A 24,973-nucleotide genomic window follows, 5' to 3' on the forward strand; every position below is an offset into this window, starting at 1 on the left:
CCCGGCACCGTCAGGGATATCCGAGGCGGTGTCGTCAGTGTTGCCGGCGCTCGTCCTGCTCGAGGCGGTCGGCGAGGACGGCGGCCTGTGCCCGCCGTTCGAGGCCGAGCTTGGTGAAGATGCTGGAGACGTAGTTCTTGACCGTCTTCTCGGCGAGGAACAGCTCGGCCCCGATCTGCCGGTTGGTCAGGCCGTGCCCGATCAGGCCGAGGATGCGGCGTTCCTGGTCGGTCAGGCCGGAGAGCGGGTCGGGCTCGTGGTGGGCTCCCGCGCGGATGCGTTCCATGACGCGGGCCGCCGCCCGTGGGTCGAGCATGGACCCGCCGGAGGCGACGGTCAGCACGGCCTGGACGAGGTCGGTGCCGCGGACCTGCTTGAGGACATAGCCGGCGGCTCCGGCGAGGATGGCGTCGTAGAGGGCTTCGTCGTCGGAGAACGAGGTGAGCATGAGGCAGGCCAGGTCCGGCATGCGGGAGCGCAGCTCGCGGCAGACGGTGACGCCGTCGCCGTCGGGCAGCCGCACGTCCAGGACGACGACGTCGGGGGCCAGCGCGGGGATCCGGTCGAGCGCTTCGCGGGCCGAGCCCGCCTCACCCACGACGGTCACCCCGGGCTCGGACTCCAGCAGGTCCGCGACGCCGCGGCGCACGACTTCGTGGTCATCGACGAGGAACACGCGTACGTCCATGCGGCCTACGGTAGCGGTGCGCTCTGCCATGGCGGTGCCCGTCCCGGGTCCTTCCGGGACGGGCACCGCGGAGACGGGCACTGCGGATTGCTGTGTCATCGCAGGACGGGGAACCGCTGGACCAGCGGCAGCCGTGCCCACTGCTTGCCGAGGCCGAGCGTGTCGCCGGCGAGGAAGGCGGCGAGCCCGATCAGCAGGACCGCGTCGACCAGGTGGTAGTCCACGAAGGGGTTGTTCTCCAGCGGCAGCGAGGCCATCCACATCAGGAGCATGAGCAGCGCACCCGCGCCGGCCGCGATCCGCATCCCGATGCCGAGCGCGAGGGCGAGGCCGATGCCGAGCAGGCCGAGCATGAACAGCCAGTCGATGACCGGGTTGCCGGCCAGAGCTCCGAAGAACCCGGCGAACGGGCCCTCGACGCCGCCGAGGAAGCCCTCGGTCGGGGAGCCGCCGTTGATCCAGGCGCGCTCGGTGGGCGTGCCCAGGCCCCAGCCGAACAGCTTGTCGCCGAACGCCCAGAGGAACTCGACGGCGAGGAGCAGCCGGACGCCCGCGAAGCTGTACCGGGCGACTGCCGTGCTCGTGACGGTAGTGGCGGCCGTGTCGGCGGACGCGGCACGCTCACGCGCAACCGGCCCGTGCGCCAACGGTGCGGAGTGATGGCTGATGGAGCTCATGATCTTCCTCCTGGGGCTGCGCCGGAACGGTTCCGGCTGCCTGGTACCACCGTCCCGCGGACCGTGTGGTCGGGTGCAGGGCCACCTGGCTCCTGTCGGTGGGACCTTGGTCCCGCGCCGGGACGGGACGATGGCCCTGGGCGGCGTCTACCAGGTGGAGTCGCCGCGGATGACGGCGTCGGACCCGCCGTCGACGAAGACGACCTGGCCGCACAGGTGCGAGTTCTTCTCGCTGACGAGCCAGGCCAGGAGGTGTGCGGGGACCTCGGGCCGCATGAAGCCGTTCAGGGGCATCGGCACCAGGGCGGACATGGCCGCGCGCTGGATCTCCGTGCCGATCATGCCCGCGACCATGGGCGTCTCCACGACTCCCGGCGCGATGGCGTTGAGCGGGATCCCCGCGCCTGCCCAGTCCTTCCCGGGAGCCGCGCGGCGCAGCCAACGGCACAGGGCTACCTTGCTGCTGGCGTAGATCAGGTCGTTCTGCCGCGCCTCGACCAGCTTGGCGGCGCGCTCCAGCGCACCGGCCTCGTCGCCGGCCAGGCACAGGTCCACCAGCTCGGCGTCCGACGGCATGAGGCCGGCCATCGACGCCGTCGCGACCGCACGAGGGGCTCGCGAGCCGGCGAGCAGGGGCTGCAGCCCCTCCAGCGTCGCGACCGTGCCGAAGAAGTTGACCGCGACGTCGTCCGGGGTCTGGTGCGCGACGCCGGCGTTGGCGACGACGCCGTCGATGTGGTCCCGGCGTGCTCGCAGCGCCTCGACCATCGTGGCCCGGCCGTCCGGGGTGCGCAGGTCGGCCTTGATCTCCGCGTCGTGGAGGTCGACGCCGATGGCCCGGTCGCCTCGCTGTTCGAGCAGCCGCAGGGTCGCGCGGCCGATTCCCGAGGCCGAGCCGGTGACGACGATGGTGCGCATGGTGGTTCCTCCGTGTCGTGGGTCGTGCCGATCCCGGCAGCTCATCGGGGCGGTTCTCACGCTAGGCAGCCGGTTCCGGCACCGTCCTGTGCCGTCGGTCCCGATGCCTCGGGTCGTTGGTCCCTGGTGTGCGCGCGCACGCGCGCGCAACGCTGGGAGCACGCTCGCCCTCCCGCACCGAGAGGGGGACCGACCGACAGGAGCCCTGCCATGACCCACACCTGGAAAGTCGCCATCCGCCTGTTCGACGCGGACGACGTCGAGCGGGACGGCACTCTCACCGCCGCGCACGCCGTGCTGACCACGTCCAGCGGGACGTCGCTCGAAGGCCACGGGCGGGCCCGGCGCAACCCGGACGACCCGCAGGTCCGGGAGATCGGCGAGGAGCTGGCCGCCGCGCGCGCTCTGCGGGACCTGGCCGACCGGCTGCTGCGGGCGACGTCGGACGACATCGCGCAGATCGAGCACCACCCGGTCCGGCTGCACCTGTGACCTCGGGTACGGCGCCCCGGCCCGGCCGCCCGTCGTCCGTCTCGTCGACGGACTCGGATCCCTCGGATCCGTCCGATCCGTCGCTGCGGGAGGCGGACGACGTCGCTCGCGACCTCGGCGTCGATCCCGCCGTCGGGCTGGACGACGCCGAGGCCGCGCGCCGGCTGGCCGCCGACGGGCCGAACGAGCTGCGGTCCAGGCCACCCGTGCCGCTCTGGCGCAAGGTCCTCGAGCAGTTCCGCGACCCGCTGGTAGCCCTGCTGCTGGTCGCCGTGGCGATCTCGGTCACCGTCTGGTGGGTCGAGGGCGCCGACGGCGTGCCCGTCGACGCGGTGGTGATCGCCGTGATCGTCGTGCTCAACGCGGTGCTCGGGCTGGTCCAGGAGAGCAAGGCGGAGAACGCCGTCGCCGCGCTGCGGTCGATGACCGAGGCGACGTCGACGGTGCTCCGGGGTGGCCGCCGGATCACCGTGCGGTCGGCCGATCTGGTCCGCGGGGACGTGCTCGTGCTGGCCGAGGGCGACGCCGTCGGCGCCGATGCGCGCCTCGTGAGCGCGACCGCCCTGCGGGTCCAGGAAGCTTCGCTGACCGGCGAGTCCGAGGCGGTCCTCAAGGACGCGAAGGTCCTGCCGGCCCCCGCTCCGCTGGGCGACCGGTTCGACATGGTCCACAAGGGCACCGCCGTCGCGCAGGGCGTCGGTACAGCCGTCGTGGTGGCCACCGGCATGAGCACGCAGATGGGCGCGATCGCGCGGCTCCTCGACGCCACCGAGGAGGAGACCACGCCGCTGCAGCGGGAGATCTCCCGGGTGAGCAAGGTGCTCGGCCTCACGGTGATCGGCATCGCCGTCGTCGTGATGGTCGTCGCCGCACTGGTCAACGACGTCCGCACGGCGGAAGATCTCGTCACCGTCCTCCTGCTCGGCGTGTCGCTCGCCGTGGCCGCCGTTCCCGAGGGGCTGCCCGCCATCCTCTCGGTGGTCCTGGCGGTCGGCGTGCAGACGATGGCCCGCCGGAACGCCGTCGTGAAGAAGCTGCACTCCGCGGAGACGCTGGGCTCGGCCTCCGTCATCGCGTCGGACAAGACCGGCACCCTGACCAGGAACGAGATGACCATCCAGCGGGTCGTCACCGCCTCCGGCGAGGTCACTCTGACCGGCGTGGGCTACCGGCCCGACGGCGAGGTCCGCACCGGCCCGGACGCCGAAGGGGGGCCGCTCACGGACGAACGGCTGCTGCGGGAGGTGACCATGGTGCTGGGCGGCGGCTCGCTCGCCAACGACGCCCAGCTCGTCGAGGCCGACGGCGAATGGACGGTGCAGGGCGACCCCACCGAGGCGGCGTTCCTCGTCGCCGCGCACAAGCTCGCCGGCACGGTGGACCGCGTGGCCGCCTTCGAGCGCCATGGCGAGGTCCCGTTCACGTCCGAGCGCAAGCTGATGTCGGCACTGGTGGACCCGCCGGGCGACGGCGCATGGGCGCTGGTCACCAAGGGCGCCCCCGACGTGCTGCTCGGACGCTGCACCGCCGTGCAGGTGGGCGAGGAGACCGTCCCGCTCGACGACGAGCGGCGTGGAATGGCGCTCGACGCGGTCGAGCGGCTGTCGGACCGGGCCTACCGCACTCTCGGGGTCGCCTACCGCCGGGTCGCGGAGGGCCTCGTGCCCGAGCATCTGGAGGAGCACGAGTCCGACCTGGTCTACCTCGGGGTGGTGGGCATCATCGACCCACCTCGGTCCGAGGTCACGGCTGCGGTCGCGGAGGCCCACCGGGCAGGCATCCGCGTCATGATGATCACCGGCGACCACCCGGTCACCGCCATCCGGATCGCGACCGACCTGGGCATCGTCGAGCGCGGGGCCCGAGCCGTCACCGGCACGGAGCTGGACGGCCTGGACGGACCGGGCCTGCGCGAGGCCACGCGCACGGTCTCGGTGTACGCCCGCGTGGCGCCGCAGAACAAGCTGCAGATCGTCGACGCGCTCCAGGCCGACGGGCACGTGGTCGCCATGACCGGGGACGGCGTCAACGACGCGCCCGCTCTGAAGACCGCCGACATCGGCGTCGCCATGGGCGTCACCGGCACGGAGGTGACCAAGGAGTCGGCGAAGATGATCCTCGGCGACGACAACTTCGCGACCATCGTCGCGGCCGTGCGCCAGGGCCGCGTCATCTTCGACAACATCAAGAAGTTCCTGCGCTACCTGCTCTCCTCGAACATGGGCGAGGTGTGCACCGTGCTGCTCGGCGTGCTGTTCGCCGGGGTGGTCGGCCTGGAGGGCGCCGCCGGGGGCGAGGCCGTCGTCGTGCCGCTGCTGGCCACCCAGATCCTCTGGATCAACCTGGTCACGGACTCCGGCCCGGCCCTGGCCATGGGCGTGGACCCGGAGACCGACGACGTCATGGCCCGGCCGCCGCGCGGAGCGCACGAGCGCATCATCGACGCGCGCATGTGGACCGGCGTCCTGAGCATCGGCCTCGTCATGGGCATCGCCACCCTGCTGGCCATCGACATCTTCCTGCCGGGCGGCCTGGTCGAGGGGACCGACTCGCTCGCCGTGGCTCGCACCGCCGGCTTCACCACCCTCGTCCTGGCCCAGCTGTTCAACGTGCTCAACTCCCGGTCGGAGACGACGAGCGCGTTCCACCGGATGTTCGCGGGCCGCTGGCTCTGGGGAGCGATCGGGCTGGGCGTGCTGCTCCAGGTCGCCGTCGTCCAGGTGCCGTTCCTCCAGGTCGCCTTCGGCACCGCGAGCCTCGACCTCGCGCACTGGGGTGTCGCGGTCGCCATGGCGTCCTCGGTGCTCTGGTTCGACGAGCTCCGGAAGCTGCTGTGGCGGGCGCGGCACCCCGGTGCGGTGGTCTAGGTGTACCGGGCGACACCTATGCGAGGGACAGGAAGAGCTTCTCGAGCTTCTGCAGGTCGGCCGTGCCGTTCTCCTCGTCGGCGAGGCACTGCTTCAGCCCTGAGGAGATGACGGCGAAGCCCGCGCGGTCGAGCGCCTTCGAGACGGCGGACAGCTGCATCACGACGTCCGCACAGTCCGCGCCGTCGTCCACCATGCGCACCACGGCGGCGAGCTGGCCCTGGGCGCGCTTGAGCCGGTTGGAGACCTTCCGCATCTCGTCCGGGTCGAGTTCCACGACCGGCCTCCTCAGCGCCCGAAGATCCGGGACAGGAACGAGCCCTTGGCGGGCTCCTCGGCATGCCCCTGGCACTGGTCACGGCGTGGCACGCCGGCCATCACCTGGTCGACGTGCTGGCCGCAGCCGGCCCACGTCGTCCTGCCGCACGTCTTGCACGTCACAGCCCTGCACATGGTGTTCTCCCTCGCTCGGTTGTCCGGAAGAATACCCCCTGGGGTATTGTCCGTGTCAAAACCAAGGAGGACCACATGAAGATCGTCATCGTCGGGGGAGTGGCCGCGGGAATGTCGGCGGCCACCCGGCTGCGCCGCCTGGCCGAGGACGCGGAGATCGTCGTCCTGGAGGCCGGCGACCACGTCTCGTACGCGAACTGCGGGCTGCCGTACTACGCGGGCGGAGTCATCGAGGACCGCGAGGCGCTGCTGCTGCAGACGCCCGCGTCCCTCGCGGCGCTGTTCCGCCTCGACGTGCGGGTCCGCAGCCAGGTGACAGGTGTCGACGCCGCAGCGCACACCGTGACCGTGCGCGACGTCGGAACGGGTGACGAGTATGTCGAGGCCTACGACCACCTCGTGCTGAGCCCCGGTGCCCGACCGGTCGTGCCGCCGGTTCCCGGCATCGAGCGTGCGCTCGTGCTGCGTGACGTCGCCGACGCCGACCGGCTCGTCGCCGCGGTGGACGGCGCGCGCACGGCCGTGGTCGTCGGTGGCGGTTTCGTCGGCCTCGAGGTCGTGGAGAACCTCGTCCGCCGCGGTCTGACCGTCACCCTCGTCGAGCTCGGCGACCAGGTGCTCCCGCCGCTGGACCCGGAGCTGGCCGTGCGCGTCCGCGACGAGCTCGAGGCGCACGGCGTCGACGTCCGCACGTCCACGCAGGTCTCCGCGCTCACGCCCGACACTGCGGTCCTCGCGGACACCGCGGGGACCGCCGCCGGCAAGGTGTCCGCGGACCTGGTCGTGGCCGCGGTCGGTGTCCGGCCCGACACGGAGCTGGCGACCCTGGCCGGCGCCGCCCTAGGCCCGCGCGGCGGCATCCTGGTGGACGAGGACCTGCGCACGTCGGTGCCGGACGTCTTCGCGGTCGGTGACGCCGCGGTGAAGCGTGACGCGTTCGCCGTGCAGGGCGAGCCGGAGCCGTTCGCGCTCATCCCGCTCGCGAACCTCGCCAACCGGCACGGTCGGCACGTCGCGGACGTGATCCTCGGCCGGACCGGCATGCGACCGTCCATCGGCACCGCCGTGGTGGGCGTGTTCGGCCTGACGGCTGCCGCGGTGGGACGCAACGAGAAGCGGCTGCGAGCCGAGGGCCGCCCCTACCGCGCGATCCACACCCACCCGGGCCAGCACGCGGGCTACTACCCGGGCGCTGTCCCGCTGGCGCTCAAGCTTCTGGTCGACCCGGACACCGACCAGATCCTCGGCGCCCAGGCGGTCGGCCGTGACGGCGCCGACAAGCGCGTCGACGTGCTGGCCACCGCCATCGCCGGAGGACTGACCGCGTCCGACCTCGCGGACCTCGAGCTCGCCTACGCGCCCGCCTACGGGTCCGCCAAGGACCCGGTCAACATGCTCGGCTACGTCGCGGACAACCTCCGCACCGGCGAGACCCGCAGCCTCCAGTGGCACGAGCTCGACGAGCTCGTCAGCCGCGGCGCAACGCTCGTGGACGTCCGGACCGCCGCCGAGCACGCGCGCGGCACCATCGAGACCACCATCGAGACCGCCGTCGGCGGCGCGCGCCACCAGGCGCACAACATCCCGCTCGACGAGCTCCGCGCCCGCGCGCACGCCGAGATCCCGTCCGGGGTGTCCGTGGTCGTGCACTGCCAGGTTGGGCAGCGCGGGCACACCGCGGCACGGCTGCTCACCCAGCTCGGCTACGACGTGCGCAACCTGGACGGCGGTTATGCCACCTGGCGGGACGCGGTCCGGGCGAAGGTGCCACCCGCGCGCGACGACCACGAGGTGTCGCAAGAGCCCGGCACCACTGTGTCGAGCGCACGACGAGCCACGGTGTGATCACGGAGGGCTGATCCGGCGACAGGCCGAAGACGGCGACCTTCGGCCCGCGCCGGGGGGACCAATGCCCCTGCACGCCCGGGCCAGGCCCTCGAAGACTGGAGGCATGACAGAGCGCATCGTGATCCTGGGTGGAGGTACCGGCGGCACGCTGTCGGCCAACCGGCTGCGGCGCAGGCTCGGCGACGACGTGGAGATCACCGTCGTCGACCGGGACGACGACCACGTCTACCAACCTGGACTGCTGTTCGTCCCCTTCCGGCCGGCCGGCGCGGGCGGCCTCGTCCGGTCGCGCCGCCGTCAGCTGCACGCCGGCGTCGGCTACCACCGCGCGGGCGTCCGGCAGGTTCGCCAGGGATGACTTCATCGGCCAGGTCAAGGACGTCATCACCGTCGGGGAGTTCTACGACCTCGCGGCCGGTGGCCAGATCGTCTTCACGTGACCCGATCTCGACGGAGGAAACCGCGATGCGTGCCCTGATCGTCTACGAGTCCATGTTCGGGAACACCCGGGCTGTCGCGCGAGCCGTCGCGGAAGGGATCGAGGCGTCGATGCATGCCGACATCCTCGAGGTGGGTGCGGCGCACGACACGGTCCCGCAGGACGTCACCCTGCTGGTCGTCGGCGGGCCGACGCACGCGCTCAGCATGTCCTGGCCGTCGACCCGGCGGGACGCCGCGGGGCGATCGCCATCCGTCATCTCGCGTGGCCGCGGCATCCGCGAGTGGCTCGGGGGGCTTCCAGGCGTGATGGCCGGGTCGAGGACCGAGGCCACCACGTTCGACACACGAGCGACCGCGCATCTCAGCGGTTCCGCCGCGCGAGCGGCGAGCCGCCGGCTCGACCGGCTCGGCTACCCCCTCGTCGCCGCTCCCGTGAGCTTCCGGGTCATGACCCTGACCGGGCCCCTCGCCGGCGGGGAGCTCGGCCGTGCCCGAGCATGGGGCAGGAACCTGGGCGTCGAGGTCGTGGCGCGCCGGGCCAGCAACATCTCCTGAGCCCCGGTACGAGCCCCGGCACGTCGTGGCGCGGCCGTCCGGTGCCCGCCACGACTGCCCGCCACGACGCGCCGCCGACGTAGCTACCCGCGATCGTGGGCGGCCGCCCCTGGAACGGCCCTGCGAGGCGTGCGCTTCTGCGCCGAGCTGTACCCCAGCCGCATGAGCATCTGCGGCGCCCCGTCGAGCGACAGGGCCTGACGGAGGTCATGGCGAGTCGTCGGGTTCTCCAGGACGGTGGTCGCGAACGACGCGTGGACGAAGTAGGTGGTGGCGGCCAGCAGCACATGCTGCAACGCCTGGCCTGCCGCCACCCAGTCCCGGGCGGAGTCTCCGGCGGTCGAGAGAACCGCCAGCGTTGACCGCTCCTCGAACTGCGCCTTGCCGGTGCTGGCGTGGAACTGTCGCACGGGAGCCCGTTCGTCGTCGGCGGCAGGACCGAGCAGGTCCTGCGGGACGCCGTCGTCACGACCGGGGTCGGTGGTGGTCCACGCCGCTTCCTCCGCACGGGCCGCGGGGTCCTCGGCGGCGAGCGCCTCCGCCCTGCGGACCAGCCCGAGCACGTCCTCGCGTACGGGCTCCGAGGGCTGGACCAGCCGCAGCTCCGCTCCCTCGCCCTGAGCTGCCTGCAGGATGGACATCAGCACGTCCGTGAACAGCGGCTGGTCGTCGAACGGGACCCGCGACGTCGTGCGCCGCTCGATCGCCACCGACAGCTCGAGCTCGTCCATGTCGGGAACAGGGCCTGGCTCGAACGCGATCTCGGCCACCAGGAGCTCGTCGTCCGGGTCCGGCAGGACCTTGACGACGGCGGTCAGCGAGTCCCGCCGAGCGGCCGTCCTCGCGTTGAACAGGAACGCCCCGCAGCTGATCAGCATCTCCCTGCCGTGCGGGTCGGAGTGCCGCAGCTGACGCGCGGCGTCCGCGCGCAGGGTCACGGTGCTGCCCGTGACGTCCACCTGCCACGGCTGGGTGTTGTAGACGCTCGGGGCGCTCGCCGCTGCCCTCAAGATCCGCTCGACCCGCGAGTCGACGACGTCCATGATGCCTCTCCCTCCAGCTGACCGTCCGGGCCGGACAGATCTCGTGGGGCCGCTCGACCGCGGTCGCGGCCGGCAACCCCAGTCTTCGTCGGGCGGTTCACGCGAGGCAGGGCCGAACGTCCCGCCGCCCGGGGCCGGACGGCCCTGATGCGCCCTGGTGCCGGGCGAGGAAGGTGGACTGCACAGGCACAGGAGGTAACAGCGATGCGTGCACTCGTGGTCTATGAGTCCATGTTCGGCAACACGGAAGAGATCGCGCGGGCGATCGGGCAGGGGATCGGGGCGTCGATGCGCGCCGATGTCGTCGAGGTGGGTGCTGCCCCTGACACGGTGCCGGCCGACGTCACACTGCTGGTCGTCGGTGGGCCGACCCACGCCTTCAGCATGTCGTGGCCCACGACCCGGCGCGACGCCGCCCAGCGTGCCATCACCCTCGTCTCCCGCGGCCGTGGCATCCGCGAGTGGCTCGGCAGCCTTCCGGCCGCGCCGGCAGACACGGCGGCGACGACGTTCGACACCCGGGTGACCTCGCGGGTCACCGGTTCCGCCGCGCGTGCGGCGAGCCACCGGCTGGCCCGGCTGGGCTACCACCTCACTGCGGCCTTCACCAGCTTCCGGGTCACGGACGTCGACGGTCCTCTCGTCGACGGCGAGGTCGATCGCGCACGTGACTGGGGTAGGGCCCTGGGCACCGAGGTCGCGGCACGCCGGCCCAGCAGACCGAGCTCCTGACCTCGCCGAGCTCCTGACCTCGCCGGCGAAGGGCGACGACATGGCCGCGCCGTGGCGCGCAGTACACGTGACCATGCGGGTGTTCCGCGGCCTGCGGGAGTATCCAGGGATCACGGTCGCGATCGTGGCGCTGGTGGCGGTGCTCCTGCTCCGCGCGGCAGGTGACGGCGGCGTCGCGCGGTGGGTCGCGACCGCGTACGTCGGCGCGTTCATCGTGTGGACGCTCGTCGGGATGGTGCGTGACGTGCTCCGCGGGCACGTCGGGCTCGACGTCCTCGCGGTCGTGGCGATGGTCGCGACCCTGGCCGTCAGGGAGTACGTCGCAGCGCTGATCATCGTGCTCATGCTCTCGGGTGGCAAGGCGCTCGAGGACTTCGCCGGGCGCCGTGCCAAGCGGGACCTGACGGCCCTGCTCGATCGCTCGCCCCGGGTCGCGCACGTGCTGCGGCCCCCGGGCGCATCCCGGGCCGAAGAGCTGGAAGATGTAGCCGTCGACGACGTCGCCGTCGGGGACGTGCTGCTCGTGCGGCCGGGCGAGATCGTACCGGTCGACGGCGTCCTGCTCGGTGGCGGCGGGACGTTCGACGAGTCCTCGCTCACCGGGGAGAGCCTGCCGGTCACCCGCGGTGCCGGCGAGGAGGCGCTGTCGGGTGCCGTGAACGGGACGCGGGCGGTGCGGATCCGGGCCGTACGCCGCAGTGTGGACAGCCAGTACCAGCAGATCGTCGCGCTCGTGCGGGCCGCCGAGGACTCGCGCGCGCCGGTCGTCCGGCTCGCCGACCGTTTCGCGGTCCCGTTCACGGCGGTCGCGCTCGTCCTGGCGGGCGCGGCGTGGACGATCTCCGGGGACCCGACCCGCTTCGCCGAGGTGCTCGTGCTGGCGACCCCGTGCCCGCTCCTCGTCGCGGCACCGGTCGCCTTTCTCGGTGGCCTCTCGCGTGCGGCCAGGAGCGGGGTGATCGTGAAGAGCGGCACGGTCATCGAGCAGCTCGCACGCCTGCGGTCCGCCGCCTTCGACAAGACCGGAACCCTGACCAAGGGCCGCCCTGACCTCGTCGCCGTCCGGCCCGCCGACGGGTTCACCGCCCGCGAGCTGCTGCGGCTCGCGGCCTCGGCCGAGCAGTACTCGTCGCACGTGTTCGCCGAGAGCATCCGCCGTGCCGCGACCGAGCGTGGCCTCGGCCTGCTGGCCGCCACCGACGCGTCCGAGGTCGCGACGAACGGCGTGACAGCCGTCGTCGCGGGCCGGACCGTCGTCGTCGGCAAGCCGGCCTACGTCGCGTCGATCGCGCCGGACACGATCGGGGTAGCCCTCGGCCCCGGAGAGGCGGCGGCCTACGTCGCCGTCGACGGACGCTTCGCGGGCGCTGTCGTCGTCGCGGACGACCCGCGACCCGAGTCACCGGCGGTCGTCTCCTGGTTGCGGGCGAACGGCATCGAACACATCACGATGCTGACCGGGGACACCCGGCCGACGGCGGAGTCGATCGCCCGGCAGGTCGGCATCGACGACGTCCACGCGGAGCTCCTCCCTCCCGAGAAGGTGCGGCTCGCCGCGGAGCTGCGCCCGCGGCCGGTGATGATGGTCGGCGACGGCGTGAACGACGCCCCGGTGCTGGCGGCGTCGGACGTCGGTGTTGCCATGGGCGCGAAGGGCGCGACCGCGGCAGGGGACGCCGCCGGTGTGGTGCTCCTCGTCGACTCACTTGCCAAGGTCGTCGACGCCGTCTCGATCGGCCGGCACACGTTGCGGGTCGCGCTCACCGCGATCTGGATCGGCATCGGGCTGAGCACCGGTCTCATGCTCGTGGCCATGACCGGGGCGATCCCCGCCGTGGCCGGTGCCCTGGTGCAGGAGCTCGTCGACCTGGCGACGATCCTGTACGCCCTCCGTGCGCTGGGCGGACCGCCCAGCGGGCTCGGCCCTGCCGCACGGGGCGAAGGTCCCGTGAGCCGGAGACCGTCGACCCTGCACAGGACGTGACAGCGCCGACAGGCTGAGCACGAGCAGTTCAGGAGCAGCACGACTCGAAGAGCGCAGCGCGCACAGGAGGAGATCGTCATGAGCACAACCTGGCAACCCGCCCCGATCGTCGTCGCCGTCGACGGCAGTGAACGCAGCGCCGGCGCCGTCCGGTACGCGGTGCACGAGGCCCGCACCCGGAAGCGCACCGTCCGGCTGGTCCACGTCCCGTCGACCCCGCTTCCGGAGGGCGGTCTCTGGCCCGCGGCGGGGCGCGACGTCGAAGACCCGCGGAGCTCAGGAGAGCGCATCCTGGAGCGGGCGGTGGCAGAAGCACGCTCCGGTGCGACCGACGTCGGGTTCGAGTCGGTGCTCGGCCGAGGCTCGCGGGTGGCGGAGCTCGCCGCCGCGGCGGCCACAGGTGAGCTCATGGTGCTCGGCAGGGAGACCCGCCGGGGAGCGGACAGGCTGCTCGCGGGAACGACGACCGCTGGAGTGGTCGCCCGTTCGGCAGCTCCCGTGGTGGTCGTCCCGGCGGGCTGGCGAGAGAGCGAGCACGGGCGGATCGTCGTCGCGATCAAGTCGGCGGTGCCTGACGGGGAGCTCCTGGGCCGCGCTTTCTCGATGGCGTCCGCGCGGCACGCCATCCTGCGCCTCCTGCATGTCATAGAGATCCCCGAGCTCGCGGCCGAGATCGGCGTCGCGGACGCCTACGCGGACGAGTCCCTCAGCTCCGGCAGACGGATGCTGGAGAGTGCTGCCCACGAGTGGCGGGACGCCTTTCCGGACGTCACGGTGGAGACGACGGCGGTCGAGGGCCGCCCGGCCGACGCCCTCGTCGCCGCCTCGGCCGACGCGGACCTCCTGATGCTCGCCCGGCCGCACCGCGGCCTACGGCACCCAGTGCGCCTGGGACGGACGCCGCGCGCCGTGCTCGGTGTCTCGGACACACCGGTCGAGGTGGTCCCGCTGAGGCGTGAACCGGCCACGGCACCGCTCGTGCTGGAGAGCGAGGGAGAGATCCTGAAGAGCTGACGGGGTCGACGCCGGCACCGCCGGCGTCGACCCTATCCTTCCGCTCGGACCGGGTCCGGTCAGCCGACCGGATGACGGTGTGCGTGCACGACGAGGACCGGGCACGGCGCGCCACGGACCACGGAGTCGGGCACGCTGCGCAGCAGGCGCCCGGCGACCGCCGAGTGCCGGCGTCCGCCGACGACCAGGAGGTCGTTCCGCACCAGGCCGTGGACGAGGGCGGTGACCGGGTCCCCGCGGCGGATCACCACGGTGTAGGTGACCGTCGGGTACTTGTCCGACCACCGCGCCAGCCGGTCAGCGAGGTCGACCGCGGCGGCCTCGTGCCATGACGCGGCCACGGGGTCCATGTCGAGCAGGGCCGACGAGATCGGGTCGGTCCCCGTCACGTGCAGCACCTCGAGCGGACGCCCGCGTGCGTCCGCCTCCGCGAACGCGGTGCCCAGGACGTCCGGCTCGTCGGTGGGACCCACCCCGACCCGGATCTTCCGGGGTTCGCCGGTCGCCGCGCCGGCAGGTACCACCGCGATCGTCCCGGGTGCGCCGGCCGCGAGCGCCGAGGACACCGACCCGAGCAGCGCGCGGTCGAAGGCGCGGAGCCCGCGGCGCCCCACCACGACCAGGTCGTCGGTGGTCGACTGTGCGGCCAGGACGCGGGCCGCGCTGCCCGGCAGCACACGTATCTCGATGTCCCTGCCCCCGGGGCGCCATCCGTGGAGCCGCTCCCGGGCGGCGCGGGCCGCGCGGTGCGCCCGCTCGCGCGCCTCCTCGGCGAGACCCGCCGCAGCCGGGTCGGCGTCGGCCTCCGCGGGGTGCGCCGCGACCACGACGAGGCGGGCCCCGTGCAGGTCGGCTGTGACGGTCGCCCAGCTCAGCGCCGCCAGGCTCTCGTCCGAACCGTCGACTCCTACGACGACGCTCCGGTACCAGGTGTTGTTCATGATCGTCCTCCTCTGCTCACTACCAGGACACCAACTGACCGGTTCCGGCGGCAGAGACGAGCGGCCCGCACGAGCGGGACCAACGTCCCCCGATCGGGCGCAGGTCAGCCGGCAGGGTCTGGGCCGGCTCTCCGGCCGACCCGGTGCGTCGTGTCGGGAACGAAGAGTGAACCTGCGACGCCTGCGGTGAGTGACGCGAAGGTGACGGCCATCAGCACCCCGGCCACCACGTAGAGGGCGGCGACCACGACGACCGGGCTCTGCTCGTCGATGAACGGAGACGGTGCGAAGGTCCAGAGGATCGCGACAAGCCATGCTCCGGCATTCACCGGCACCCACCGGAACGTGCCCGGTCGCGCGAGCACCAGCCACTGCGCGACGGGGATGCTCCCGAGCAGCACGATCCCGCCGACCCCGAGCGCGATCAGCGCGACCGGTTCGCCGAGGTCCACGCCAAGGGTGCTCGGCATCATCCCGAGCGCCCAGGCGAGCGCCGCCGCGAGCGCCGTGGCGCCGATCCACCGCCATGCGACAGGGCGACCCGCGCGCATGCCGAGGTACTGCCCCGACGCGAGGGCCGCACCCTCCAGGGCGCCACCGACCATCGCGAGCGCCAACCTGCCCGGACCGTCGATCCCGGCGACGAGGGCGAGGACCGCCAGGGACGTCGCGAGCGCGAAGCCGACGCCCTCGCCCACGGAGACCGCCAGGATCCACCGGCGTCGATCATGCCTCATGACCGCCCTCCTTCTGCTCGCCGCCAGGACACCAGCCGGCAGGTCCCTGGCGGCAGAGGCGATCGTCCGGCCGGTGGGGGGCCTTGGTCTGTCCCGTTCGGGACGAAGGTCAGGCGGGGCGAGGACCACCTACCCTGCCCGGCGCGGGGTAGCGGGTGATGTCCTGGGCAGTAGCACGAGCCGGTCCCTGCCGGGACGGCGATTCCGGCCCCGGCGGGTCGGGCCGGCGCCCGAGTGAGCGAGGACCGAGGAGACGAGAAATGGATGTCGTCGACGCACGGATCGAGAGGATCCTGAGAGCGGCCGGAGATGCCCCGAGTGTCTTGAACACCCAGCCCTGGCAGGTGGCGGTCACGGGTTCCGGCCTGACCCTTCGTGCCGACCCGTCGCGACGGCTGCGGCACAACGACCCGCAGGGCCGTGAGATGTTCATCAGCTGCGGGGCCTTCCTGTTCAACGCCAGAGCTGCGGCCCGTCGTGAGTCGCTGACCGCGGTCGTGACGGTGCTGCCCGATCCGGAGGACGAGCTGCTCGTCGCCGAGCTCTTGCTCGAGCCGGGTGGCGACCCGAGCTCGGACGAGCTCGAGCTGGCCCTGGCGATCGAGCACCGGGCGACCTCCCGCACGCCCTTTGACGACCGGCCCCTCCCCGGGGACGTCCTGGTCGTCATCCAGCGGGCCGCCAACGCCGAAGGGGCGAGCCTGCGCACGATCCAGCCCGCGGACCCCTCGCGTCCCGAGGTGATCGGCCTCATGCGGAGGGCGGAGGCGATAGCGGCCGAGGACATGGCCGGCCGCGACGAGGAGGCGGCGTGGACGACCAGCTGGCCGGGGCGTGACGACGGCGTACCCGTACACCTCCTGGGGCGTGCGCCGAGCAACCCTGACGCGCCCGTGCGTCGGTTCCCCGCCAGCGTGGGCCGCGAACGGTTCGAGCGGGACTCGACGCTGGCGGTCCTGAGCACCACCGGCGACACCCCCAGGGAGTGGATCGCGGCCGGCCAGGCGCTCGAGCACGCCTTGCTGGCTGCCACCACCCACTTCGTCCACGCGTCGTTCGCGACCACCGTCCTGGAGAACCCCACGACGCGTCACGACCTGCGCAAGGCCTTGTCCCTCGGCGGCTTCCCGCAGATGCTCATGCGGCTCGGGAACAACCCGAGGCCCGCGAACGCACCCCGCCGGGCCAGTGCACTCCGAGACGCCACGTCCCGTCACGCGCAGTAGCCGGCGATCCGGGTAGCCAGAGAGCCAGGCGGCCGTCAGCCCCGCGGTCCTCACCGCTCGTGCGAGCGCCGGCGACCTCACGTCGCCCTCAGGACCTTCTCGGCGGCACGCGGGACCTTCGTCCCTGCCGTGTGCGCGCCGCGCGGAGAGATGTTGGAACTGCCGCCACCAGGCGGCCGCCAGTCCAGCATCACCGCCCGAACGGAGCTGTCATGAGAGCCGCAGTCGTCACCGACTTCACCGCCCCGCTGGAGATCCAGGAGATCCCCGTCCCGGAGCCCGGCCCGGACGAGGTCCTGGTGCGGATCGAGGCGAGCGGGCTGTGCCACACCGACATCCACGCCGCCCGCGGCGACTGGCCGGTCAAGCCGACCCCGCCGTTCGTCCCGGGGCACGAGGGCGTCGGCCGCATCGAGAAGCTCGGCTCCGGTGTGACGAGCCGCTCCGTCGGCGAGCGCGTGGCGATCGCCTGGCTCGGCAGCGCGTGCGGCGAGTGCCGCTACTGCGTCGCCGGCTGGGAGACCCTGTGCGAGCAGCAGCAGAACTCCGGCTACTCCGTCAACGGCGCGTTCGCCGAGTACGCGGTGGTCCGGGCAGGCTTCGCCGTGCCCGTCCCCGAGGGTGTGTCCTCCGCGGACGCCGCGCCGCTGAGCTGCGCGGGCGTGACCACCTACAAGGCGATCAAGGTCGCCCGGGTGTCGCCCGCGGAGACGGTGGTCGTGTTCGGCATCGGCGGGCTGGGCCACCTCGCGCTCCAGTACGCGCGGATCGCCGGCGCGTTCGTGATCGCGGTCGACGTCGAGGACCACAAGCTGGAGCTGGCCACCCGACTCGGCGCGGACCACGTGGTCAACGCCGCCCGGGAGGACCCGGTCGAGGCCATCCAGCGGCTCGGCGGCGCGGACGTCGCGGTGGCGCTGGCCGCGTCGTCGGCCTCGTTCGACCAGGCCTTCCACTCGCTGCGCCGGGGTGGCCGGCTGGTCTGCGTGGCGCTGCCCGCCGGGGGCCGGATCGAGCTGCCGATCTTCGACACGGTGCTCAAGGGCATCTCGGTGATCGGCTCGATCGTCGGGACCCGGAACGACCTCGGCGACGTGTTCGCGCTGCACGCGGCCGGACGTACCGAGGTCGTGGCCGTGGAGCGCAAGCTCGAGGAGGTCAACGAGTCCTTCGCGGACGTGCTGGCCGGCCGGGTGCCCGCCCGCATCGTCTTCGGCTTCTGAGCCCGACCACCACGCAGGAGCGAACCATGACCACCGTCCATGACGCACCGGCCGTCCCCCTGCCGGCTACCGAACCGAGCTCCGCATGGGCGGGGTTCGCCGGCGGACCCTGGCAGGACCAGGTGGACGTGCGCGACTTCATCCAGCGCAACTACACGCCGTACGAGGGTGATGCCGCCTTCCTCGCCGGACCGACCGCCCGCACCACGCACGTGTGGGACACCGTGAGCACTCTCTTTCCGGAGGAGCGTGCCAAGGGCGTGTACGACGTCGACCCGCACACCCCGGCGACCATCACCGCGCACGCGCCGGGCTACATCGACCGCTCCGCCGAGCTGATCGTGGGCTTGCAGACCGACGCGCCGCTCCGGCGCGCGATCATGCCGAACGGCGGCTGGCGGTTGGTCGAGACCTCGCTGGCCACCTACGGCTACGACGTGGACGAGTCCGTCAAGGAGACGTTCACCAAGTACCGCAAGACCCACAACGAGGGCGTCTTCGACGCCTACTCGCCCGATGTCCGCGCCGCCCGCAGGAGCCACGTCATCACCGGCCTGCCGGACGCCTACGGCCGGGGCCGCATCATCGGCGACTACCGCCGGGTGGCTCTGTACGGCGTCGACGCCCTGATCGACGCCAAGAGGCGGGACAAGCTCAGCCTCGACACGCAGCCGTTCAGCGAGAAGGTCGTCCGTGAGCGCGAGGAGCACGCGGAGCAGCTCCGCGCGCTGGGCGAGCTCAAGGAGATGGCCGCCTCCTACGGCTACGACATCTCCGGACCGGCCAGGACGGCCCGGGAGGCCGTGCAGTGGCTCTACTTCGCGTACCTCGGCGCGGTCAAGGAGCAGAACGGGGCCGCGATGTCGCTGGGCCGCACCTCGACGTTCCTGGACGTGTACTTCCAGCGAGACCTGGCGGCAGGCCGCATCACCGAGGAGCAGGCCCAGGAGCTCGTCGACGACCTCGTCATCAAGCTGCGCATCGTGCGCTTCCTGCGCACGCCCGAGTACGACACCCTGTTCTCGGGCGACCCCACCTGGGTCACCGAGACCGTGGGTGGCATGGGTGACGACGGACGCACCCTGGTCACGAGGACGTCGTTCCGCTACCTGCAGACCCTGTACGACCTGGGCCCGGCCCCCGAGCCCAACCTCACCGTCCTCTGGAGCCAGGACCTGCCCCGCGGGTTCAAGGACTTCTGCGCCCGCGTCTCCATCGACACCAGCGCGCTGCAGTACGAGTCCGACCGGCAGATCCGGACCGCCTGGGGAGACGACGCGGCCATCGCCTGCTGCGTGTCCCCGATGGCGGTCGGCAAGCAGATGCAGTGGACAAGATCCGCCGCCAGAACACGTACCGGGACGCGCTGCCCACCCAGTCGGTCCTGACGATCACGTCGAACGTCGTCTACGGCAAGGCCACAGGCAACACACCCGACGGGCGACGCGCGGGCGAGCCGTTCTCACCGGGCGCCAACCCGATGAACGGTCGCGACACGCACGGCATGCTCGCCTCGGCGCTGTCGGTGGCCAAGCTGCCGTACGACGAGGCGCGGGACGGTATCTCCCTGACCAGCACGGTCGTACCGGCCGGTCTGGGACGGACGCGGGAGGAGCAGGTCACCAACCTGGCAGGCCTGCTGGACGCCTCGGTGGGCCTGGACGGCTACCACCTGAACGTCAACGTGCTGAACCGGGAGACCCTCGAGGACGCCATGGAGCACCCCGAGAACTACCCGCAGCTGACGATCCGGGTCTCCGGATACGCCGTGAACTTCGTCCGGCTGACCCGCGAGCAGCAGCTCGACGTGCTCAGCAGGACCTTCCACGGGTCGCTGTGATGCCCCTCCAGGCCCCGCCCCTGCGCTCGCAGCGGCTGGCCGCGACGCGGTCCGGTGAGCTGGGCTCGGTGCACTCCTGGGAGCTGGTCACCGCGGTGGACGGCCCGGGGACCCGGCTCACCGTGTTCGTGGCGGGCTGTCCGCTGCGCTGCCTCTACTGCCACAACCCGGACATGCTCGAGATGAAGGACGGCGAGCCCGTCACGGTCGAGCAGATCCTCGCGCGCGTGCGTCGTTGCCTACCGGTGTTCGAGGCTACCGGGGGCGGTCTGACCCTGTCCGGCGGCGAGGTGCTGTTGCAGCCCAGGTTCGCGGCGCGCCTGCTGCGCGGCGCCAAGGAGCTGGGCGTGCACACCGCGCTGGACACCTCCGGTCTTCTCGGTGCGAACCTCACCGACTCGATGCTCGCCGACACCGACCTGGTGCTGCTCGACGTGAAGTCCGGTGACCCCGACACCTACCGCCGGGTCACGGGAGGCGCGCTGGCACCGACTCTCGAGTTCGGGCGGCGCCTCGCCCGGGCCGGGCTGGACGGCGGCCACGCTCCCGAGGTCTGGGTCAGGTTCGTCCTGGTCCCCGGGCTGACCGACGACGTCGAGAACGTCGAGCGGGTCGCCGCCTACGTGGCCGAGCTCGACGAGATCCGGCCGGGCGCCGTCACGCGGGTCGAGGTGCTGCCCTTCCACCAGATGGGCCGCTACAAGTGGGCAGCGCTCGGGCGCACCTACGAGCTCGAGTCGACCCAGCCGCCGTCGGCAGAGCTGACCGAGCGCGTGCGGGACCAGTTCCGGGCGCACGGCCTCGTGACGTACTGATCGTCGTGCCGTGCACCCGCCCAGGCTTGCTGTGTCGCGAGCACGAGGGTGAGCGCGCCTCCGCGTGCCGGACTTTATGTTTTCTCATGAAAACCCCTTCCGATGCTCCGAATCCCGGAGTCTCGATCGCGCTTTGTGGATACATTGGACACGACGTACAGGACGAACGATTGTGCGTCCGGAATTGGATTTATCTAGAATAGTGTCTTGCGCTTTTGGGCGGTTTTGGCCGGCTGCGCGTTGCGCCGCATCTCGGGCCGCAAGGGGCGGCGCTCCGCCCGGAAAGTCTGCCCGATTTGTCGCACGGACTGTCTCGTAAACCTCGTCCCAACTGTGGGAACGTATGCACCGCGGTGTTCGCCATCCGAAATGAGGCCCCCGGGACAGCCTTGGCCAGCCGTGGGAGCAATGCGACATTGCCGCCAATTCGGCCGCCATTCTGAAAGGGGGGTGAGTTTGCGGGTGATATGTTGCGAACGCGACTTCAACACTGGGGTGTGGACCGCATCCCGGCGTCGCGTCAAGACCACCTCACAGCCAGGCTGCCGAAGTTTAGGGAGCCCGTCATTGAAAAGGCCCTGAACCGCGGAAAGAACCGATGCCGGGGGATTCGACGCACTGGTCACCGGCACGTCGCCGTCGCCACGGATGGCGCTGATCGTTCGTCCCTGCCACGCGCAGACTCCCTCGTACCTCCAGGCAACCGAACCCGGGCAGGAAGCAGCCATGCGTGCACTAGTGGTCTACGAGTCGATGTTCGGTAACACGGAAGCTGTCGCCCAGGCCGTCGCAGGAGGGATCCAGGAATCCATGGCGGTCGACGTCGTGGAGGCGGGCGCGGCACCCGACGCAGTGCCCGAGGGCGTCGCCCTGCTGGTGGTCGGCGGGCCGACTCATGCCTTCGGGATGTCGCGTCCGGCGACGCGGATCGATGCCGCGCGTCAGGTGCTCGCGATCATCTCGCTCGAGCGCGGCATCCGTGAGTGGCTCAAGGGCCTTCCGGTCCGGACGAGCGCTACGCAGGCCGCCGCGTTCGACACCCGCGTGACGTCGCGCGTCACGGGTTCCGCCGCGCGCGCGGCGAGCCGCCGGCTGGGCCGCCTGGACTACCCCCTCGTGGCGGTCCCCGAGGGCTTCCGCGTCACCGGTGTCAAAGGGCCCCTGATCGACGGTGAGCTCGACCGGGCGCGTGCATGGGGCGTGATCCTGGGCACCGTGGTCGCCGCGCGTCAGGCCAGTCGGTCATGAGGGTCGTCGTCCGATCCAGAGGACCACTCCTGCCAGCAGGCTGAGAACGCCGCAGACGCCCAGCGTCGCCGTCGTGCCGAGCCACTGCATCAGTGCACCGGCCAGCAGTCCCGAGAGCAGGGACCCTGCGCCGACCGCATCCGAGAACAGGGCGATCCCGGACAGGACCAGCCCGTAGGCGGGAATCCTTGGCAGGAGCCGGACGACGCTCCCCGGGTGATTCCCAGAACGCACCGGAACCGGAATACTTCCCAGGTGATCCGGATCCTGCGCTCCCTGTCGGTCGGCTTCCTCCTCGGCTGGCTCCTGCTCGCCGCCCTCGGGCTGGACGGCGGTGCGCCGGGTTGGTGGCTGCCCACGGCGCTGGCGATCGGCGTCCTGACGGTCATCCTCTCGACCGTCGCGATGAGCCTCTCGACCGCTGCCGGGAGCGTGCTGCGGCCCGCGCCGTCGGACGACGCGATCGCCACCGCCGAGCGGGAGGGGCGGCTGCACCTGGCCAGGGTCGTGGACATCTCCTCGACCGGGACCCGGATCAACGACAACCCGGTGGCCGAGCTGCAGCTCGTCGTGGCGACGTCGTCCCGTTCGCCGTACTCGACGCGGACGCGGGCGCTGATCGACCAGGTGCGCCTGCCGCAGTTCCAGCCGGGCAACGTGGTGGTGGTGCTGCAGGAGAAGGCCGACCAGCCCGCCGTCACGCTCGTCCAGTCGCCGCCGCAGCGCTGGCGCGACAAGGTCGCGGGTGACACCCACGTGGGCCGGACGGACCTCGCACCCGAGTGGGCCCAGGAGCCGAGCGCGACCCGCGACGCGCGCGGGATCCTGCGGATCCCGGCCGCGGTGCTCGTGCTGCTGCTCGTCGTCGGCTTCGCCGCCCGGCTCTACCCGGTGCGCTCGGAGCTCGCCGAGATCCTCGCCGGCGCCTCGCCGTCCGAGGTGGCCGACGCCCGGACGCTCCGCCTCGAGCGGGCGGAGAGCACCCTGGACCCGGCGCGCGCCCAGGAGGCGATCGACGACTTCGTCGCCGAGGCGGGACACAGCCGGTTCACAGAGGTCCACCTCGGCTCGACGACGGCGTCCGGCACCGTACCGACCGCGCCGGACGCCGACACGACGGACGACATCGACTGGCGGGACGGCGCGGTCACGTCCCGGGAGCCGTCGCTCATCCAGCCGAGCGGCGACGAGCTGCCGCTGCAGACCTTCGACGCCGCCGACGTCGACTGGGCCGGGCTCCAGGGCCTCGCCGACCGCCTGCCGGAGCAGGGCGGCTTCGAGCTCGACGGAGCACCGTCCGTCACGGTCAGCGTGCCGTCGCGCACGTTCAACGAGGACGACCTCCCGTACCAGATCAGCATCTGGGGTTCGGGGGCCTACCACGACGCGTCGGTCACGTACGACCCGGACGGGAACGTCATCAGCATGAACGGGGGCGCGGCCGGGTCCGAGATCGCGGCCTGGGTGGCGGATCAGCAGGGCTGACGCCGGGAGCCTGCAAGGCCAGGCCCGCACCGCACACATTCCGGGAGAGCGCCGCTGACGACGCGGCTCTGACCGGAGGAGCCGACATGATGCGACGGAGCAGGCTGGTGCAGGGCGGGGCGGTCGCCCTGGTGATGCTGGCCGGTGGTTGTGCCCAGGCGGATGCTGCCGGCGGGGCACCCGTCGGCGACGCATCCGGGGGAGCGAGCGCGTTGCGGTACGACCTCGGGGACCTCGGCGAGGCGACAGTTGCGCTCGACCCCGACAACCCTCCGGACCCCGATTCCTCGCGGGTGCACCTGCTCGTCACCGAGGTCGCCTGCGCGGGCGGCAAGCCGGCCGACGGCCGGGTCGCGGTGGCGCACCTGGTCGAGCACGAGGACCGGGTGGAGGTCGTGGTCGGCGTCGAGGCCCTGCCGGGCGCTCAGACCTGCCAGTCCAACCCGCCGACACCCTTCACCGTCGAGCTGGACGAGCCGCTCGGCGCCCGGGCCCTGGTGGACGTCGCGGTGTATCCGCAGCGGGAGCTGGCGGCCGGTCAGGTCTGAGCGAGGGACCAGGGGCCGGGTGCGGCGCGTAGCCGTCCCGGCCCCGCTCAGGTGCCCTACGCCTCCGGCACCGCGGACCGTGGCCTGACCCCGCCGAAGGCCAAGGCGATGACCGTAGCTGCCAGCTCCTCGATCTGCCGTGCACGGCCGAGGTCGCCGAGCGTGTGCGGGGTCGCGCCGACGTCGCGCACGAGGCCATGCACCACGTCCAGTGCGGTCGCGTCGCCACCGGCCATCGTCACCACGTCCTCGGGGCTCGCGTGTACCCAGTGTGCCGCCGGGTGGACGTTGAAGGCCTTCACCACGTGCGCGCCAGGAGCGCGGGACGCGATGTGCTCGGCAGCCGAACCGGTGTCGAGGAGGTGCCGGCCCTGGCCGTGCTCGACGGGATTGGTCGGATCGATCACCGTCTTGGCCGACAGCCTGCCGGCTCCGGCGTCGACGGCCGAGAGCACGTCGTCCACCGCAGCCCACGGGACGGCGAGAAGCACGACGTCCGCGCCGGCGACTGCCTCGGGCAACGTCGAAGCGACCGCGTCGTGCCCAAGTTCTCCTGCGAGCGACCGGGCACTCACGAGCGACCTCCCGCCGACGGCGATCGTGTGACCCCGCGCGGCCCACCGGGCACCGAGGGCGAGTGCGACATTGCCGGTCCCGAGAACGGCGATCCTGCGAGCCGGGGACGGGGTGTGATTCGTGTCGGTCATGACTCGACGGTAGGAACCGCGGCGTGCACCGAACGGTGCGCGCCGAACGGTCAGAATGAGCCTCATGGTGGATCGGTCGGACGAAGGGGACGCGCGAGTCGCGGACTGTCGCGTCCGGGCAGCCACGGACGTCCTGGGCCATCGGTGGGACGGTGTCGTCCTCGCGGCGCTCGGGGCCGGGCCGCACCGCCGCGTCGAGCTGCGTGCGGTCATCGGGCAGATCAGGGACAAGCCCCTCACCGAATCGCTCGCGCGCCTCATGGCGTCCAACCTGATCGCGCGCCGCCGCGACCGGACGCCGCCCGTCGTCGTCTACGAGCTGACCGCCCTCGGTCAGACCTTCCACGACGGTCCTCTGCGAGCCCTGGCATCGTGGGCCGAGGAGCACGGTGAGGGCCTCCTCGACGGCGCGACCTGCGAGTGAACCAACTCGGCCGTACCGGGTGAAATTGCTAGACGATGAAGTATCTTCATCGCGATATTCTTCCCAC

General features: G+C 72.1%; 25 protein-coding genes and 1 pseudogene. 16 read left to right on the forward strand and 10 right to left on the reverse strand.

Going from position 1 to position 24,973, the window contains the following annotated elements; translation table 11 throughout:
• Nucleotides 1–34 precede the first annotated feature (34 nt).
• From ACNYC2_RS11930 to ACNYC2_RS11940, 3 genes are all read right to left on the reverse strand, one after another.
• Nucleotides 35–688, reverse strand: a complete 654-nt coding sequence (locus tag ACNYC2_RS11930; RefSeq protein WP_419707230.1) for a response regulator transcription factor — start codon at nt 686–688, stop codon at nt 35–37.
• 95 nt (nt 689–783) lie between these two features.
• Nucleotides 784–1,365 carry a hypothetical protein gene (locus ACNYC2_RS11935; protein ID WP_419707231.1) on the reverse strand — a complete coding sequence of 194 codons (582 nt, stop codon included), beginning with the start codon at nt 1,363–1,365 and terminating at the stop codon, nt 784–786.
• Between the two features lie 147 nt (nt 1,366–1,512).
• The gene (locus ACNYC2_RS11940; RefSeq protein WP_419707232.1) at nt 1,513–2,283 is read right to left on the reverse strand and encodes an SDR family oxidoreductase; all 771 of its coding nucleotides are present in this window, start codon (nt 2,281–2,283) and stop codon (nt 1,513–1,515) included.
• Between the two features lie 210 nt (nt 2,284–2,493).
• On the opposite strand from ACNYC2_RS11940, the gene ACNYC2_RS11945 reads away from it, so the two are divergent.
• Nucleotides 2,494–2,775, forward strand: coding sequence for a dsRBD fold-containing protein (locus ACNYC2_RS11945; protein WP_419707233.1), 282 nt, complete (start codon nt 2,494–2,496; stop codon nt 2,773–2,775).
• Nucleotides 2,772–5,642, forward strand: a complete 2,871-nt coding sequence (locus tag ACNYC2_RS11950) for a cation-translocating P-type ATPase (protein ID WP_419707234.1) — start codon at nt 2,772–2,774, stop codon at nt 5,640–5,642. The genes ACNYC2_RS11945 and ACNYC2_RS11950 overlap by 4 nt, the downstream gene beginning before the upstream one ends.
• Nucleotides 5,643–5,658: 16 nt before the next feature.
• Here the strand turns inward: ACNYC2_RS11950 and ACNYC2_RS11955 are convergent, their stop codons facing one another.
• Together ACNYC2_RS11955 and ACNYC2_RS11960 are read right to left on the reverse strand one after the other, a co-directional pair.
• Complete coding sequence (locus tag ACNYC2_RS11955; protein ID WP_419707235.1) at nt 5,659–5,919, reverse strand: metal-sensitive transcriptional regulator; 261 nt, start codon at nt 5,917–5,919, stop codon at nt 5,659–5,661.
• Between the two features lie 11 nt (nt 5,920–5,930).
• A complete protein-coding gene (locus ACNYC2_RS11960; protein WP_419707236.1) occupies nt 5,931–6,095 on the reverse strand; it encodes a hypothetical protein in 165 nt (54 codons plus the stop codon).
• A 75-nt stretch (nt 6,096–6,170) separates the two neighbouring features.
• Between ACNYC2_RS11960 and ACNYC2_RS11965 the strand changes: the two genes are divergently transcribed.
• The 3 genes from ACNYC2_RS11965 to ACNYC2_RS11975 all read left to right on the forward strand — a co-directional run bounded on the left by ACNYC2_RS11965 (nt 6,171) and on the right by ACNYC2_RS11975 (nt 8,939).
• Nucleotides 6,171–7,940 (forward strand): FAD-dependent oxidoreductase, encoded by a 1,770-nt coding sequence (locus ACNYC2_RS11965; protein WP_419707237.1) that lies wholly within the window; start codon nt 6,171–6,173, stop codon nt 7,938–7,940.
• 106 nt (nt 7,941–8,046) lie between these two features.
• Entirely contained in the window at nt 8,047–8,301 is a 255-nt protein-coding gene (locus ACNYC2_RS11970) for a tryptophan 7-halogenase (RefSeq protein WP_419707238.1), read from the forward strand.
• Between the two features lie 107 nt (nt 8,302–8,408).
• Nucleotides 8,409–8,939 carry a flavodoxin family protein gene (locus ACNYC2_RS11975; RefSeq protein ID WP_419707239.1) on the forward strand — a complete coding sequence of 177 codons (531 nt, stop codon included), beginning with the start codon at nt 8,409–8,411 and terminating at the stop codon, nt 8,937–8,939.
• A gap of 83 nt (nt 8,940–9,022) precedes the next feature.
• On the opposite strand, the gene ACNYC2_RS11980 is transcribed toward ACNYC2_RS11975, so the two are convergent.
• Nucleotides 9,023–9,982: an Acg family FMN-binding oxidoreductase gene (locus ACNYC2_RS11980; RefSeq protein ID WP_419707240.1), complete on the reverse strand. Its 960-nt coding sequence runs from the start codon at nt 9,980–9,982 to the stop codon at nt 9,023–9,025.
• Between the two features lie 204 nt (nt 9,983–10,186).
• On the opposite strand from ACNYC2_RS11980, the gene ACNYC2_RS11985 reads away from it, so the two are divergent.
• The 3 genes from ACNYC2_RS11985 to ACNYC2_RS11995 all read left to right on the forward strand — a co-directional run bounded on the left by ACNYC2_RS11985 (nt 10,187) and on the right by ACNYC2_RS11995 (nt 13,712).
• The gene (locus ACNYC2_RS11985) at nt 10,187–10,714 is read left to right on the forward strand and encodes a flavodoxin family protein (protein ID WP_419707241.1); all 528 of its coding nucleotides are present in this window, start codon (nt 10,187–10,189) and stop codon (nt 10,712–10,714) included.
• A 73-nt stretch (nt 10,715–10,787) separates the two neighbouring features.
• Nucleotides 10,788–12,698: a heavy metal translocating P-type ATPase gene (locus ACNYC2_RS11990; RefSeq protein WP_419707821.1), complete on the forward strand. Its 1,911-nt coding sequence runs from the start codon at nt 10,788–10,790 to the stop codon at nt 12,696–12,698.
• A 78-nt stretch (nt 12,699–12,776) separates the two neighbouring features.
• The gene (locus tag ACNYC2_RS11995) at nt 12,777–13,712 is read left to right on the forward strand and encodes a universal stress protein (RefSeq protein WP_419707242.1); all 936 of its coding nucleotides are present in this window, start codon (nt 12,777–12,779) and stop codon (nt 13,710–13,712) included.
• Between the two features lie 59 nt (nt 13,713–13,771).
• On the opposite strand, the gene ACNYC2_RS12000 is transcribed toward ACNYC2_RS11995, so the two are convergent.
• Entirely contained in the window at nt 13,772–14,653 is an 882-nt protein-coding gene (locus tag ACNYC2_RS12000; RefSeq protein WP_419707243.1) for a universal stress protein, read from the reverse strand.
• A gap of 104 nt (nt 14,654–14,757) precedes the next feature.
• Nucleotides 14,758–15,390, reverse strand: a complete 633-nt coding sequence (locus ACNYC2_RS12005; RefSeq protein ID WP_419707244.1) for a hypothetical protein — start codon at nt 15,388–15,390, stop codon at nt 14,758–14,760.
• A 323-nt stretch (nt 15,391–15,713) separates the two neighbouring features.
• Here ACNYC2_RS12005 and ACNYC2_RS12010 point away from each other — a divergent pair, with 323 nt between their 5' ends.
• The 5 genes and pseudogenes from ACNYC2_RS12010 to ACNYC2_RS12030 all read left to right on the forward strand — a co-directional run bounded on the left by ACNYC2_RS12010 (nt 15,714) and on the right by ACNYC2_RS12030 (nt 21,742).
• The gene (locus tag ACNYC2_RS12010) at nt 15,714–16,616 is read left to right on the forward strand and encodes an Acg family FMN-binding oxidoreductase (RefSeq protein ID WP_419707245.1); all 903 of its coding nucleotides are present in this window, start codon (nt 15,714–15,716) and stop codon (nt 16,614–16,616) included.
• A 212-nt stretch (nt 16,617–16,828) separates the two neighbouring features.
• On the forward strand, nt 16,829–17,839 hold the full coding sequence (gene adhP, locus ACNYC2_RS12015; protein WP_419707246.1) for an alcohol dehydrogenase AdhP: 1,011 nt from the start codon (nt 16,829–16,831) through the stop codon (nt 17,837–17,839).
• A gap of 26 nt (nt 17,840–17,865) precedes the next feature.
• Nucleotides 17,866–19,679: pseudogene (locus ACNYC2_RS12020) on the forward strand (pyruvate formate lyase family protein).
• On the forward strand, nt 19,679–20,494 hold the full coding sequence (gene pflA / locus ACNYC2_RS12025; protein WP_419707247.1) for a pyruvate formate-lyase-activating protein: 816 nt from the start codon (nt 19,679–19,681) through the stop codon (nt 20,492–20,494). Before ACNYC2_RS12020 ends, pflA begins: the two are co-directional and overlap by 1 nt.
• Before the next feature lie 726 nt (nt 20,495–21,220).
• Nucleotides 21,221–21,742: a flavodoxin family protein gene (locus ACNYC2_RS12030; RefSeq protein ID WP_419707248.1), complete on the forward strand. Its 522-nt coding sequence runs from the start codon at nt 21,221–21,223 to the stop codon at nt 21,740–21,742.
• Here the strand turns inward: ACNYC2_RS12030 and ACNYC2_RS12035 are convergent.
• Nucleotides 21,737–21,976 (reverse strand): hypothetical protein, encoded by a 240-nt coding sequence (locus ACNYC2_RS12035; RefSeq protein ID WP_419707249.1) that lies wholly within the window; start codon nt 21,974–21,976, stop codon nt 21,737–21,739. The two genes, ACNYC2_RS12030 and ACNYC2_RS12035, sit on opposite strands and share 6 nt — an antisense overlap.
• Nucleotides 21,977–21,997: 21 nt before the next feature.
• On the opposite strand from ACNYC2_RS12035, the gene ACNYC2_RS12040 reads away from it, so the two are divergent.
• Entirely contained in the window at nt 21,998–23,227 is a 1,230-nt protein-coding gene (locus ACNYC2_RS12040; RefSeq protein WP_419707250.1) for a hypothetical protein, read from the forward strand.
• A gap of 86 nt (nt 23,228–23,313) precedes the next feature.
• The gene (locus ACNYC2_RS12045; protein WP_419707251.1) at nt 23,314–23,775 is read left to right on the forward strand and encodes a hypothetical protein; all 462 of its coding nucleotides are present in this window, start codon (nt 23,314–23,316) and stop codon (nt 23,773–23,775) included.
• 56 nt (nt 23,776–23,831) lie between these two features.
• On the opposite strand, the gene ACNYC2_RS12050 is transcribed toward ACNYC2_RS12045, so the two are convergent.
• Nucleotides 23,832–24,482: an NADPH-dependent F420 reductase gene (locus ACNYC2_RS12050; protein ID WP_419707252.1), complete on the reverse strand. Its 651-nt coding sequence runs from the start codon at nt 24,480–24,482 to the stop codon at nt 23,832–23,834.
• A gap of 64 nt (nt 24,483–24,546) precedes the next feature.
• On the opposite strand from ACNYC2_RS12050, the gene ACNYC2_RS12055 reads away from it, so the two are divergent.
• Entirely contained in the window at nt 24,547–24,906 is a 360-nt protein-coding gene (locus ACNYC2_RS12055) for a winged helix-turn-helix transcriptional regulator (RefSeq protein WP_419707253.1), read from the forward strand.
• Nucleotides 24,907–24,973: the final 67 nt, after the last annotated feature.

The sequence above is a fragment of the Promicromonospora sp. NFX87 genome (assembly GCF_048564965.1).
GTDB lineage: Bacteria > Actinomycetota > Actinomycetes > Actinomycetales > Cellulomonadaceae > Promicromonospora.

What these genes read in the sequence shown, in the direction of transcription:
- ACNYC2_RS11930 (WP_419707230.1), bottom strand. Translation starts at nt 688, where the DNA reads ATGGACGTACGCGTGTTCCTCGTCGATGACCACGAAGTCGTGCGCCGC.
- ACNYC2_RS11940 (WP_419707232.1), bottom strand. Translation starts at nt 2,283, where the DNA reads ATGCGCACCATCGTCGTCACCGGCTCGGCCTCGGGAATCGGCCGCGCG.
- ACNYC2_RS12000 (WP_419707243.1), bottom strand. Translation starts at nt 14,653, where the DNA reads ATGAACAACACCTGGTACCGGAGCGTCGTCGTAGGAGTCGACGGTTCG.
- ACNYC2_RS11985 (WP_419707241.1), top strand. Translation starts at nt 10,187, where the DNA reads ATGCGTGCACTCGTGGTCTATGAGTCCATGTTCGGCAACACGGAAGAG.
- ACNYC2_RS11935 (WP_419707231.1), bottom strand. Translation starts at nt 1,365, where the DNA reads ATGAGCTCCATCAGCCATCACTCCGCACCGTTGGCGCACGGGCCGGTT.
- ACNYC2_RS12050 (WP_419707252.1), bottom strand. Translation starts at nt 24,482, where the DNA reads ATGACCGACACGAATCACACCCCGTCCCCGGCTCGCAGGATCGCCGTT.
- ACNYC2_RS12055 (WP_419707253.1), top strand. Translation starts at nt 24,547, where the DNA reads ATGGTGGATCGGTCGGACGAAGGGGACGCGCGAGTCGCGGACTGTCGC.
- pflA (WP_419707247.1), top strand. Translation starts at nt 19,679, where the DNA reads ATGCCCCTCCAGGCCCCGCCCCTGCGCTCGCAGCGGCTGGCCGCGACG.
- ACNYC2_RS11995 (WP_419707242.1), top strand. Translation starts at nt 12,777, where the DNA reads ATGAGCACAACCTGGCAACCCGCCCCGATCGTCGTCGCCGTCGACGGC.
- ACNYC2_RS11970 (WP_419707238.1), top strand. Translation starts at nt 8,047, where the DNA reads ATGACAGAGCGCATCGTGATCCTGGGTGGAGGTACCGGCGGCACGCTG.
- ACNYC2_RS12030 (WP_419707248.1), top strand. Translation starts at nt 21,221, where the DNA reads ATGCGTGCACTAGTGGTCTACGAGTCGATGTTCGGTAACACGGAAGCT.
- ACNYC2_RS11960 (WP_419707236.1), bottom strand. Translation starts at nt 6,095, where the DNA reads ATGTGCAGGGCTGTGACGTGCAAGACGTGCGGCAGGACGACGTGGGCC.
- adhP (WP_419707246.1), top strand. Translation starts at nt 16,829, where the DNA reads ATGAGAGCCGCAGTCGTCACCGACTTCACCGCCCCGCTGGAGATCCAG.
- ACNYC2_RS11945 (WP_419707233.1), top strand. Translation starts at nt 2,494, where the DNA reads ATGACCCACACCTGGAAAGTCGCCATCCGCCTGTTCGACGCGGACGAC.
- ACNYC2_RS11975 (WP_419707239.1), top strand. Translation starts at nt 8,409, where the DNA reads ATGCGTGCCCTGATCGTCTACGAGTCCATGTTCGGGAACACCCGGGCT.
- ACNYC2_RS11990 (WP_419707821.1), top strand. Translation starts at nt 10,788, where the DNA reads ATGCGGGTGTTCCGCGGCCTGCGGGAGTATCCAGGGATCACGGTCGCG.
- ACNYC2_RS12045 (WP_419707251.1), top strand. Translation starts at nt 23,314, where the DNA reads ATGATGCGACGGAGCAGGCTGGTGCAGGGCGGGGCGGTCGCCCTGGTG.
- ACNYC2_RS12005 (WP_419707244.1), bottom strand. Translation starts at nt 15,390, where the DNA reads ATGAGGCATGATCGACGCCGGTGGATCCTGGCGGTCTCCGTGGGCGAG.
- ACNYC2_RS11965 (WP_419707237.1), top strand. Translation starts at nt 6,171, where the DNA reads ATGAAGATCGTCATCGTCGGGGGAGTGGCCGCGGGAATGTCGGCGGCC.
- ACNYC2_RS11980 (WP_419707240.1), bottom strand. Translation starts at nt 9,982, where the DNA reads ATGGACGTCGTCGACTCGCGGGTCGAGCGGATCTTGAGGGCAGCGGCG.